10 protein-coding genes and 1 other annotated feature are annotated in these 12,114 nt (G+C 47.9%); all 10 genes read right to left on the bottom strand.

Annotated features, from left to right (window positions below; genetic code table 11):
* Positions 1 to 49: 49 nt before the first annotated feature.
* Positions 50 to 3,664: a DNA-directed RNA polymerase subunit beta' gene (gene rpoC / locus DCC85_RS19565; protein ID WP_108467060.1), complete on the bottom strand. Its 3,615-nt coding sequence runs from the start codon at positions 3,662 to 3,664 to the stop codon at positions 50 to 52.
* Positions 3,665 to 3,700: 36 nt separating this feature from the next.
* Positions 3,701 to 7,246 (bottom strand): DNA-directed RNA polymerase subunit beta, encoded by a 3,546-nt coding sequence (gene rpoB, locus DCC85_RS19570; RefSeq protein WP_108467061.1) that lies wholly within the window; start codon positions 7,244 to 7,246, stop codon positions 3,701 to 3,703.
* 438 nt (positions 7,247 to 7,684) lie between these two features.
* Positions 7,685 to 8,284 (bottom strand): class I SAM-dependent methyltransferase, encoded by a 600-nt coding sequence (locus DCC85_RS19575; RefSeq protein WP_108467062.1) that lies wholly within the window; start codon positions 8,282 to 8,284, stop codon positions 7,685 to 7,687.
* A gap of 100 nt (positions 8,285 to 8,384) precedes the next feature.
* Positions 8,385 to 8,750, bottom strand: coding sequence for a 50S ribosomal protein L7/L12 (rplL, locus tag DCC85_RS19580; RefSeq protein WP_108467063.1), 366 nt, complete (start codon positions 8,748 to 8,750; stop codon positions 8,385 to 8,387).
* Positions 8,751 to 8,815: 65 nt separating this feature from the next.
* A complete protein-coding gene (gene rplJ / locus DCC85_RS19585) occupies positions 8,816 to 9,319 on the bottom strand; it encodes a 50S ribosomal protein L10 (RefSeq protein ID WP_108467064.1) in 504 nt (167 codons plus the stop codon).
* 55 nt (positions 9,320 to 9,374) lie between these two features.
* Positions 9,375 to 9,522 (bottom strand) — a sequence feature (ribosomal protein L10 leader region).
* An 85-nt stretch (positions 9,523 to 9,607) separates the two neighbouring features.
* On the bottom strand, positions 9,608 to 10,300 hold the full coding sequence (gene rplA / locus DCC85_RS19590; protein WP_108467065.1) for a 50S ribosomal protein L1: 693 nt from the start codon (positions 10,298 to 10,300) through the stop codon (positions 9,608 to 9,610).
* 57 nt (positions 10,301 to 10,357) lie between these two features.
* Positions 10,358 to 10,783, bottom strand: a complete 426-nt coding sequence (gene rplK / locus DCC85_RS19595; protein WP_108467066.1) for a 50S ribosomal protein L11 — start codon at positions 10,781 to 10,783, stop codon at positions 10,358 to 10,360.
* 69 nt (positions 10,784 to 10,852) lie between these two features.
* Positions 10,853 to 11,386 carry a transcription termination/antitermination protein NusG gene (gene nusG, locus DCC85_RS19600; RefSeq protein WP_108467067.1) on the bottom strand — a complete coding sequence of 178 codons (534 nt, stop codon included), beginning with the start codon at positions 11,384 to 11,386 and terminating at the stop codon, positions 10,853 to 10,855.
* Positions 11,387 to 11,409: 23 nt separating this feature from the next.
* The gene (gene secE / locus DCC85_RS19605; protein WP_108467068.1) at positions 11,410 to 11,601 is read right to left on the bottom strand and encodes a preprotein translocase subunit SecE; all 192 of its coding nucleotides are present in this window, start codon (positions 11,599 to 11,601) and stop codon (positions 11,410 to 11,412) included.
* Between the two features lie 21 nt (positions 11,602 to 11,622).
* Positions 11,623 to 11,772: a 50S ribosomal protein L33 gene (gene rpmG, locus DCC85_RS19610; RefSeq protein ID WP_076176720.1), complete on the bottom strand. Its 150-nt coding sequence runs from the start codon at positions 11,770 to 11,772 to the stop codon at positions 11,623 to 11,625.
* Between the last annotated feature and the right edge of the window lie 342 nt (positions 11,773 to 12,114).

Genomic DNA, 12,114 nt, shown 5'->3' on the forward strand with positions numbered 1-12,114 from the left:
AACCAGCTAGAAAAAGCTGGTGCGCCGCTGTTTTGTTAGCAGGTCGATGTTACTCGGCCGTTACAGTTTCTAAGCCTTCTTCTGCAGTCTCTTCGCCTTCCGGACCGTCAAATTCAACACTCCGATAGCGGTTCATCCCTGTACCTGCAGGAATCAGCTTACCGATGATGACATTTTCCTTCAGGCCGAGCAATTTATCCACTTTGCCTTTGATCGCTGCATCGGTAAGAACACGAGTTGTTTCTTGGAACGATGCCGCAGACAGGAAGGAATCCGTCTCGAGTGAAGCTTTGGTGATCCCGAGCAGAACCGGTTTAGCCACAGCTGGCTCTTTACCGGACAGAATAGCTTCTTTGTTCGCTACTTCATATTCGTACAGATCTACATAAGAGCCCGGCAGGAGCTGAGTATCCCCAGCATCTACGATCCGAATCTTCCGCAGCATCTGTTTGATCATAACTTCAACGTGCTTATCGTTAATTTCTACGCCCTGGTTCCGGTATACGCGCTGAACTTCTTGCAAGATATAGTTCTGTACCCCACGGATTCCTTTAATGCGCAGAATTTCCTTAGGATCGATAGAACCGTCGGTGAGCTCGTCACCCGCTTCAATCTCTTGGCCTTCGCTGACGCGGAGGCGTGATCCATAGGTTACCGAATACACTTTCGTTTCAGCTTCGCCCTGAACCTCGATTTCACGACGGTCCTTAGCTTCGCGAATTTCCTTAACTACACCGTCAATTTCACTGATGGTAGCTTGACCTTTCGGATTCCGAGCTTCAAAAAGCTCCTGAATACGCGGCAAACCTTGTGTGATGTCATCGCCGGCAACGCCCCCGGTATGGAACGTACGCATGGTCAGCTGGGTTCCTGGTTCACCGATAGATTGCGCCGCGATAATACCTACAGCTTCACCAATTTCAACGTGTTTGCCTGTTGCAAGGTTCCGGCCATAGCACTTCTTACATACCCCATGACGGGCACGGCAGCTGAGTACGGAACGGATTTGCAGCTTCTCAACGCCAGCGTTAACAATGGCATTCGCTTTGTCTGTATCAATCAATTCGTCACGACGGATAATGATTTCACCAGTCTCCGGATGACGAATTGTCTCGAAGCAGTAGCGACCTTCAATACGGTCGAACAGATCTTCGATAATCTCCTTACCATCTTGAATGCGGGTAACTGTAATCCCTTTATCGGTACCACAGTCATCTTCGCGGACGATTACATCTTGGGCTACGTCAACCAGACGGCGTGTCAGATAACCGGAATCGGCTGTCCGCAGCGCTGTATCCGCCAGACCTTTACGGGCACCGTGTGTCGAAATAAAGTACTCGAGGACGGTGAGGCCTTCACGGAAGTTCGCTTTGATCGGCAATTCATAGATCCGGCCGGATGGCGTTGCCATCAGACCGCGCATGCCGCCAAGCTGAGTAATCTGCGATTTGTTACCCCGAGCTTTGGAATCGACCATGAGCATGATGGAATTGAAGCGGTCCATCGATTTCATCAGTACGTCTGTCAATTGGTCCTTGGCTTTGGACCAAATATCGATAACACGGTCATACCGCTCTTCGTCCGTAATCAGACCACGGCGATATTGGTTAGTGACAATCCGTACCTTCTCATCCGAATCGCTCATAATCTGTTTCTTCTCTTCTGGAACTACAACGTCGGAAACAGCGATGCTGACACCGGCGCGAGTCGAGTAAGTGAAGCCGAGCTGTTTGATTCTATCGAGAATAACCGAAGTTTCGGTCGTATGATAAATCTCGAAGCAGCGAGCAATAATTTGTCCAAGATACTCTTTACCTACAGCGCTGGCAATCGGAGAATCTTGAAGCCGCTCCAGGATGTTCGCACCCTTTTCGTAAATAAAGTAACGCTCTGGTGTGCCATTGAACAGGTTATCACGTGTAGCTTCGTTAATATATGGGAAGCTGGCCGGGAAGATTTCGTTGAAGATAATCTTACCTACCGTTGTAATCAACATTGCCTTCTGCTGAGCTTCGGTAAAGACGGTCTTATTCAGCGCCTTAACCGGGATAGCTACCCGTGCATGCAGATCAGCTGCACCGCGCTGATAAGCGGATACGGCTTCGTTCACATTGCGCAGGATCATACCTGACCCCTTGGCTTCCATGTTATCCATAGTCAGATAGAAGGAACCAAGTACCATATCCTGAGAAGGCGTAACTACTGGCTTACCGTCCTTAGGGTTCAGGATGTTGCCAGAGGCCAGCATCAGAATGCGTGCTTCCGCTTGAGCTTCAGCAGACAATGGCACGTGGACGGCCATTTGGTCACCGTCGAAGTCCGCATTATAAGCGGTACATACGAGAGGGTGAAGACGAATTGCGCGTCCTTCAACCAGGATCGGTTCAAATGCCTGAATACCGAGACGGTGAAGCGTAGGTGCACGGTTCAGAAGAACCGGATGCTCCTTAATAACTTCTTCAAGAACGTCCCAAACTTCTGGGCTAACGCGCTCTACTTTGCGTTTTGCGCTCTTGATGTTATGAGCAAGTCCTTTGTTAACGAGCTCCTTCATCACGAACGGCTTGAATAGCTCCAGCGCCATCTCCTTAGGAAGTCCGCACTGGTACATTTTCAAATAAGGTCCTACAACGATAACGGAACGGCCGGAATAGTCGACCCGTTTACCGAGCAGGTTCTGACGGAAGCGTCCTTGCTTACCCTTCAGCATATGGCTGAGGGATTTCAGCGGACGATTACCAGGACCCGTAACTGGACGGCCGCGACGGCCGTTATCGATCAACGCATCCACGGCTTCTTGCAGCATCCGCTTCTCGTTCTGAACGATGATGTCCGGTGCACCCAGGTCCAAAAGCCGCTTCAACCGGTTGTTCCGGTTGATTACACGGCGATACAGATCGTTAAGATCGGAGGTTGCAAAGCGACCGCCATCCAGCTGAACCATCGGACGCAGTTCCGGAGGGATGACCGGAAGCACGTCGAGAATCATCCACTCCGGCTCGTTACCGGAGTTGCGGAACGCCTCGATGACCTCAAGACGCTTGATTGCACGGTTACGTCGCTGACCTTGAGCCGTGCGGAGCTCTTCTTTCAAGAATTCAAGCTCTTTATCGATATCAAGATCCTGAAGGAGCTTCTTCACTGCTTCGGCACCCATGCCGGCTTGGAATCCATAACCGTATTTCTCACGGTAGCTGCGGTATTCCTTCTCGGACAAGAGCTGCTTTTTCTCAAGCGGCGTGTCTCCTGGATCGGTTACTACATAAGATGCAAAATAAATAATCTCTTCCAAAGATCTTGGGGACATATCGAGTGCCAGACCCATCCGGCTCGGAATCCCTTTGAAATACCAGATGTGAGAGACAGGCGCTGCAAGCTCAATGTGACCCATGCGTTCACGGCGCACTTTAGCGCGGGTAACTTCCACACCACAGCGGTCGCAGACTACACCTTTGTAACGGACACGTTTATATTTACCGCAGTGACATTCCCAGTCTTTCGTAGGGCCAAAGATCTTCTCACAGAACAGCCCTTCCTTCTCCGGTTTCAACGTACGGTAGTTGATCGTTTCCGGTTTCTTTACTTCTCCGCGGGACCAAGAACGAATTTTATCTGGGGAAGCAAGCCCAATCTTCATAAACTCGAAATTGTTGACGTCCAACAAGGAGCATCCCTCCTTAACCAAGTCCTGATTTTTACTCTATTCTACGCCGACTTCGGAACCTTCCAAATTGAGGCTCAGTTTGTCGCCGGCCGTATCTTCTTCATCATCGATCTCTTTCATTTCGATCTCTTCTTCATTTTCGGTCAGGATCTTAACGTCCATGCCCAAACTTTGAAGCTCTTTGATCAGAACCTTGAATGATTCAGGCACGCCAGGTTCCGGCACATTCTCGCCTTTGACGATGGATTCGTAGGTCTTCACACGGCCCACAACATCATCGGATTTGACGGTCAAAATCTCTTGCAGGGTATAGGCAGCGCCGTACGCTTCAAGCGCCCACACTTCCATCTCCCCGAAGCGCTGTCCACCGAACTGTGCTTTACCACCCAGCGGCTGCTGAGTAACCAAGGAGTAAGGACCTGTCGAGCGGGCATGGATTTTATCATCAACCATGTGTGCCAGTTTGATCATGTGCATGACACCTACGGTAACTTCACGTTCAAAGCGTTCGCCGGTGCGTCCGTCATACAGTACCGTTTTACCATTGCGCTGCATGCCGGCTTCTTCCATCGTATCAAATACGTCATACTCGTTCGCACCATCGAATACCGGTGTAGCTACGTGGATACCCAGTTTCAGTGCCGCCATACCCAAGTGGATCTCAAGCACCTGTCCGATGTTCATCCGCGAAGGTACGCCCAGCGGGTTAAGAACGACCTGTACAGGAGTTCCGTCCGGCATGAACGGCATATCTTCTTCTGGAAGAATACGGGCTACGACACCCTTATTACCGTGACGTCCGGCCATCTTATCGCCTTCAGAAATTTTACGCTTCTGGGCAATATATACGCGAACCAGCTGATTCACGCCTGGTGGCAATTCATCACCGTTCTCACGGGTAAACACCTTAACATCCACAACAATACCATCGGTACCGTGAGGCACACGCAGGGAGGTATCACGCACTTCGCGCGCTTTCTCACCAAAGATGGCATGCAGGAGGCGTTCTTCCGCAGTCAGTTCTGTAACCCCCTTAGGCGTTACCTTACCAACAAGAATATCGCCGGCAGCAATTTCCGCACCGATGCGGATGATGCCGCGCTCGTCGAGATTCCGCAGTGCCTCTTCCCCAACGTTAGGGATATCACGAGTAATTTCCTCCGGTCCAAGCTTCGTATCACGAGCTTCGGATTCATATTCCTCGATATGGATGGAGGTGTATACGTCCTCTTTGACAAGCTTCTCACTCAGGAGAATAGCATCCTCATAGTTGTAACCTTCCCAAGTCATGAAGGCAACGACTACGTTGCGTCCCAGAGCCAATTCACCCATTTCAGTAGAAGGACCATCCGCCAAGATGTCACCCTTCTTCACGAAGTCGCCGCGTTTCACGATCGGACGTTGGTTGATACAGGTCCCTTGGTTCGAACGCATAAATTTGTGTAATTTATACTTAACAATGTCACCCTTAACTTCTTTACCGTCCACGGTCTCTACTCTACGCAGCCAAATCTCATTCGCCGCAGAGCGTTCAATGATCCCGTCATATTTCGACACGACACATACGCCGGAGTCCTTAGCTGATTTATGTTCCATACCCGTTCCGACCAATGGAGCTTTAGGAATAAGCAGAGGCACCGCTTGGCGCTGCATGTTAGATCCCATAAGAGCACGGTTGGAGTCGTCATTTTCAAGGAACGGAATCAGGGCTGTCGCCACAGATACTACCTGTTTAGGAGAGATATCCATGTAGTCTACCCGGTCGCTAGGCATCGTCAAAATGTTATCGGACTGCTTGTTATAACGAACGATAACCATCTCGTCCTTGAAGCTTCCATCCTCATTCAGTTCAACGTTAGCCTGAGCGATAACATAGTTATCCTCTTCATCGGCAGTCAGATAGGCAATTTGATCCGTAACCTTACCTGTCTTCGGATCAACCCAGCGATACGGAGCTTCAATAAAGCCGTATTCGTTGATGCGTGCGAAGGTGGACAAGGAGTTGATCAAACCGATGTTCGGACCTTCCGGTGTCTCAATCGGACACATCCGGCCATAGTGAGAGTGGTGAACGTCACGCACTTCCATGCCCGCACGTTCCCGTGTCAGACCGCCCGGTCCGAGTGCAGACAGACGACGCTTATGCGTCAGCTCCGCAAGCGGGTTCGTCTGATCCATAAACTGGGACAGCTGCGAGCTTCCGAAGAACTCTTTGATCGATGCGATCACTGGACGAATATTGATCAAAGCCTGAGGCGTGATGACATTCGCATCCTGAATGGACATTCTCTCACGAACTACACGTTCCATACGGGACAAACCGATCCGGAACTGGTTCTGCAGCAATTCACCTACGGAACGGAGACGACGGTTACCCAAGTGGTCAATATCGTCCGTGCTTCCGATTCCATGCAGCAAATCAATAAAGTAGCTGATGGAGGAAATGATGTCTGCAGGCGTGATATGCTTCACCGATTTATCGATATTGCGGTTAGCAATAACTTTGACGACTTTACCGTCTTCAATCGGAGAGAAGATATCGACCGTTTGCAGCGGCACATCCTCAGCATCGAGAACACCATTAGCCACATGATATGTTTTAAACCCTACTCCGCTCTCGAGGTAAGGAAGAATTTCATCAAGCAAACGGCGGTCAACCATTTGACCTGCTTCTGCAATAATCTCACCTGTTGAGGTATCGATCAGCGATTCAGCCAGACGTTGGTTGAACAAGCGATCCTTAATATGAAGCTTCTTATTAATCTTGTAACGCCCAACGTTTGCAAGATCATAACGTTTTGGATCGAAGAAACGAGCAACAAGCAAGCTCTTCGCATTATCAAGTGTAGGCGGCTCACCCGGACGAAGACGCTCGTAAATCTCAATCAGCGCTTTCTCCGTGGAGTCCGTATTGTCTTTATCCAGCGTGTTACGGATATACTCGTCATTGCCCAGCAGATCTAGAATTTCAGCGTCTGTACCGAAACCAAGTGCGCGAAGCAAGACGGTTACCGGTATTTTACGAGTACGGTCGATACGAACATAGATAATGTCCTTCGCATCCGTCTCAAGCTCGAGCCATGCACCACGGTTAGGAATAACAGTAGCCGTGTATGTCTTCTTGCCGTTCTTATCTACTTTCGTATTGAAATAGACGCTTGGGGAGCGAACCAACTGGCTGACAATAACCCGTTCCGCACCATTGATAATGAAGGTGCCCGTCTCCGTCATCAGCGGGAAATCCCCCATAAATACTTCCTGCTCTTTGACTTCTCCGGTTTCCTTATTAATAAGCCGTACTTTTACTCTAAGCGGTGCCGCATACGTCACATCGCGCTCTTTCGCGTCGTCTACCGTATACTTTGGTTCACCCAGACTGTAGTCGATAAATTCCAACACTAAGTTGCCTGTGAAATCTTGAATCGGCGAAATGTCTTGGAACATTTCCCGAAGACCTTCCTCCAAGAACCATTCGTAAGATTTCTGTTGGATCTCGATCAGGTTCGGAACCTCGAGTACTTCGTTAATTCTTGCATAACTTCGCCGAGTGCGTCGACCATATTGAACAAGATGTCCTGCCAACTTAAACTCACCCCTCATGTCTACTCACTTAAAAATTGATTGCGAACCCGTGTTTGTACCCTTATAATAAAGTGCATAACGGGTCCCTCAAACATGCAAAAACGGCTATTCGTTCCAAACGGAACATAGACCGTCCTCACTGCAAGCAGAAGATAAACTTCTACCAGCAAAGAAAAGCCCTCACCCGAATGCTATCGAACAAAGAGCATTTTGAATCCATGACTTTTCGGACAGAATTCCTCATATTCAATAGATTTGCCCAAAATGTACATATTATACGTAAACAAACGCCGAACTATACGCCGCCGTTATAATTACGCTTGACATTTCAACAAACTAAAGACACAGAGGGCATCCTAATACTGACATTTTATAATAATATCATACAGCCGCAACCAAGTCAATAGAAGAATCACCAGTTTTCAAGTGAATATAAGCCTATTTTATGGCCTTAAAAATTCGATACCCTTTGTCCTTGGTAACTTCCTCTACAGACGAGAATAAGCTTAGCAGTTTCTCTTTGGCTGAGGGGGCACCCTGTTTCTTCTGAATGACTATCCACAAAGCCCCGCCTTCTTTCAAGCGAGCGGCCGCTCCTTCAAAGACTGCATGAACCACTGCTTTTCCAGCTCGAATTGGCGGATTCGTTAAAACTACATCATACACAGGCTTTTCAGGGATTTCCGCATACAGATCACTCTCAAGGATTGTCACATTTGTGATCCCATTCGACTTAGCATTCTCTCTTGCCAGTTCTACCGCTCTCGCATTTACATCGATCATTGTAACATGGCCACTCGTGGCAAGTATGGCTGCACTGAGCCCAATCGGTCCGTACCCACAGCCCACATCAAGCACCATGTCATTCTCCGCAATCGTCATGGCATCTATCAATACGCGGCTTCCAAAGTCAACCCCCTGTTTGGAGAACACACCTGCATCGCTCACAAAGCGGAACTTTCTCCCTCTGAGCTGGGCATCCCATATTTTACGATCATGGGCCGTGCTCGGCTTGCTGCTGTAATAATGATCCGTCACTCTGATTCCTCCGGCTTGTTTTCTTCCTATTTTAGAACATCTCTTCACAAAAACAAAACCCCTTGAAAATTCAAGGGGTTTGTCTTATAAGAAGAAGGAATTACTTCACTTCTACAGTAGCGCCTGCTTCTTCCAGCTTAGCTTTAACAGCTTCAGCATCTTCTTTAGACACTTTTTCTTTCAGTGGTTTTGGAGCGTTGTCTACCAGGTCCTTAGCTTCTTTCAAGCCCAGGCCAGTGATTTCGCGAACCACTTTGATTACGTTGATCTTGGAAGCACCAGCGTTAGTCAAGATTACGTCGAACTCGGATTGCTCAGCAGCTTCGCCGCCGCCAGCTGCGCCACCAGCTACTACAACTGGAGCTGCTGCTGTTACGCCAAATTCCTCTTCGATCGCTTTAACCAGATCGTTCAGTTCAAGAACGGTCATACCTTTAATTTCTTCTAAGATACTTTCTTTGCTCATGGTTGAACCTCCATTATATAATATAATTTTTTTGTTAAAGTTAGACTGCTAAGTCCAGTAACAGCTTAGGAAGCTGCTTCTTCCTTGTCCGCAACAGCTTTAACCGCAAGCGCGATATTGCGCATAGGCGCTTGAAGCACGCTGAGGAGCATAGAAAGGAGACCTTCGCGAGACGGAAGTTCCGCCAACGCTTTGATTTGGTCGACGCCGACTACACGACCTTCAACCACGCCGCCTTTCAGTTTGAGCGCTTCGTTTTTCTTAGCGAAGTCGTTCAAGATTTTGGCTGGAGCCACAGCATCGTCACCACTGAATGCAATTGCAGTAGGACCGGAAAGGACTTCGTCCAGTTCAGTCAACTCTGCAGCTGCAGTCGCACGGCGAACGAGCGAGTTCTTCAGCACTTGGAATTCTACACCAGCTTCACGAAGCTGCTTACGCAGTTCGGTCACTTGGGCAACATTCAGACCGCGATAGTCAGCAACAACTGTCGTTGGGCTCTCTTTCAGCTTCGACGTCACCACATCAACGGCTTCTTGTTTTGCTTGAATCACTTTTGCGTTTGCCAAACTGTACACCTCCTATAGACTTCACTTGATCCGCAGACAGCAACCATTTAAAGTCGCAGGCCATGAGAAAGGCCTTCGTAGTTTACGAAGGCCTGATAAATCATCATTTGCAAACTTGCAAAATCCGAAACTCTATCACAACACCTCGGTAGGAAATTAAGCCATCAGGCACCTACTGTCTACGGTAAGCATATTCAAATTTATTAGAAATCAATGCAACCATTACAGTATAGCAAGTAGACCTTAAATAGTCAACTTACAATTTCTTCAACAAGGTGAAGGAATTAATTATCTGTATGCTGCAGTGTTAACGCGAGCGCTTGGTCCCATCGTCGAAGAAATCGCGATGTTTTTCAAATACACGCCTTTAGCAGCAGCCGGTTTAGCCCGGTTCAATGCATCCACAAGGGATTTAAGGTTCTCGTTCAGCTTATCAGCATCAAAGGAAGCCTTACCAATTGGAGCATGGATTTGACCTGCTTTATCAAGACGGTATTCAATTTTACCCGCTTTGATTTCTTGTACCGCTTTAGTTACGTCAAATGTAACTGTGCCCGCTTTAGGGTTAGGCATAAGGCCTTTACCACCGAGCAAACGGCCAAGTTTACCAACTTCGCTCATCATATCCGGTGTTGCTACGCAGACATCGAATTCGAACCAGCCTTGTTGGATTTTGTTAATCATATCTTGATCGCCTACATAATCAGCTCCAGCAGCTTCTGCTTCCTTCGCTTTCTCACCTTTGGCGAATACCAATACGCGTTGTGTTTTACCAGTGCCGTGAGGCAGGACAACAACACCGCGAACGGCTTGGTCTTGTTTACGTGGGTCTACGCCCAGACGTACTGCCACTTCAACGGTCTCGTCGAATTTAGCAGTAGCAGCCTTTTTCACCAATTCAACGGCTTCCAAAGGCTCATAAGTTGCTTCGCTGTCGATCAGCTTAGCAGCTTCTGCATACTTCTTACCATGCTTTGCCATGTTATTTCCTCCTTTGTGGTATTAGCGGAATGTTCCTCCCACTTATTGACCCAAGAATTAGTCTTGGATAGTGATGCCCATACTGCGAGCAGTACCTTCAACCATGCGCATAGCCGCTTCTACGGATGCAGCATTCAGGTCAGGCATTTTTGTTTCAGCGATTTGACGAACAACGTCACGCTTAACAGTTGCAACTTTAACCTTATTCGGTTCACCGGAACCCTTCTCAATCTTCGCAGCAACGCGCAGCAATACGGCAGCTGGAGGAGTCTTCGTAATGAAGGTGAAGGAACGGTCCTCGAATACAGAGATTTCAACCGGGATAATCAAGCCAGCTTGATCAGCTGTACGAGCGTTAAACTCTTTACAGAATGCCATGATGTTGACACCTGCTTGACCGAGTGCCGGACCTACCGGAGGCGCCGGGTTCGCTTTCCCTGCTGGAATTTGCAGTTTTACCATTTTAATGACTTTCTTTGCCATGTAAAACACCTCCTTGCGCTAGTAGTGGTTAACGGGACAAATGCCCTCCCACATAAAACAATAGAAACCTTATATCTTCTCCACTTGAGTAAAATCAAGTTCAAGCGGGGTTTCCCGTCCAAACATGTTAACATGCACTTTGACCTTGCTCTTATCAGTCAAGATTTCTTCAATCGAGCCGACAAAATTAGCAAAAGGACCAACCTTGATACGGACGGATTCCTTGACTTCAAACTCGATCACCGGCTTCGGCTCTTGCATTCCCATATGCTGTAGAATTTGTTCTACCTCTTCAGGAAGCAGAGGAGTCGGCTTGGAGCCTGAACCTGTTGATCCAACAAAACCCGTTACGCCTGGTGTATTGCGAACAACATACCAAGAGTCGTCAGTCTGGATCATTTCCACCAAGACATAGCCGGGGTAAACTTTGCGCATGACCGTTTTCTTCTTGCCGTCTTTGTTTACGATTTCTTCTTCCATTGGAACAAGAACCCGGAAAATCTTGTCTTCCATGCCCATGGACTCAACGCGCTTTTCCAAATTGGCTTTGACCTTATTCTCATACCCGGAGTAGGTATGAACTACGTACCATCTTTTTTCCATCTCAAGCCACCTAAGGACCCTTCTTAAATTATACGTTCGATTACAGCGGAAATACCGATGTCAAGAACCCAAAAGTAAACGGCGACAACTACAATTGTACCCAGCACAATCAGCGTGTAATTCGTCAACTCTTTACGATTAGGCCAGCGAACCTTTTTAAGTTCAGCCCAGCTTTCGGAGAAAAAAGAAAAAAACGACTTGAAACTTCGTTTCATGCGCGACTACACCTCCAAAGACTATCTGGTTTCGCGATGAGGAGTTTGCTCGTTACAAAACTTGCAAAATTTCTTCATCTCCATGCGGTCGGGGTGGTTACGCTTGTTCTTCGTTGTCGTGTAGTTTCTTTGTTTGCAGTTCGTACAAGCCAACGTAATAATTACCCGCATGATGTGCACCTCCCGAAGACATCTTTCTGATTAGAAGTCTCTTAATGGCCGGACATTAATTCCGGATGTTCTATAACAGACCTAATTCACCTATAAATGAATAAGAATAGGTTTCTTACCCATGACAAACAAGCATGAATTTAGGCCTACCTAAAACACTTTATCATAACCATATCGTCTATGTCAACGAAAGAATAAGACTGTAACCCCGCGCCACACATGGTCCAGAAGACTTTGCTCATTTCTCCAAAAGCTGCTTGTTCCACCTAATTAGTATAGCCCGGCGGAAGACCGTATAAACCGCTTATTCTGTCCAAACTTAGGAGGTTCATTCTCGTAAAA

Origin of the sequence: Paenibacillus sp. CAA11 (assembly GCF_003060825.1) — a bacterium.
Taxonomy (GTDB): Bacteria; Bacillota; Bacilli; order Paenibacillales; family Paenibacillaceae; genus Fontibacillus.

Excerpts from the sequence above, each read along its gene's own strand:
- rplL (WP_108467063.1), bottom strand. The coding sequence starts at position 8,750 with ATGAGCAAAGAAAGTATCTTAGAAGAAATTAAAGGTATGACCGTTCTT.
- rplA (WP_108467065.1), bottom strand. The coding sequence starts at position 10,300 with ATGGCAAAGCATGGTAAGAAGTATGCAGAAGCTGCTAAGCTGATCGAC.
- rplK (WP_108467066.1), bottom strand. The coding sequence starts at position 10,783 with ATGGCAAAGAAAGTCATTAAAATGGTAAAACTGCAAATTCCAGCAGGG.
- nusG (WP_108467067.1), bottom strand. The coding sequence starts at position 11,386 with ATGGAAAAAAGATGGTACGTAGTTCATACCTACTCCGGGTATGAGAAT.
- secE (WP_108467068.1), bottom strand. The coding sequence starts at position 11,601 with ATGAAACGAAGTTTCAAGTCGTTTTTTTCTTTTTTCTCCGAAAGCTGG.
- rpmG (WP_076176720.1), bottom strand. The coding sequence starts at position 11,772 with ATGCGGGTAATTATTACGTTGGCTTGTACGAACTGCAAACAAAGAAAC.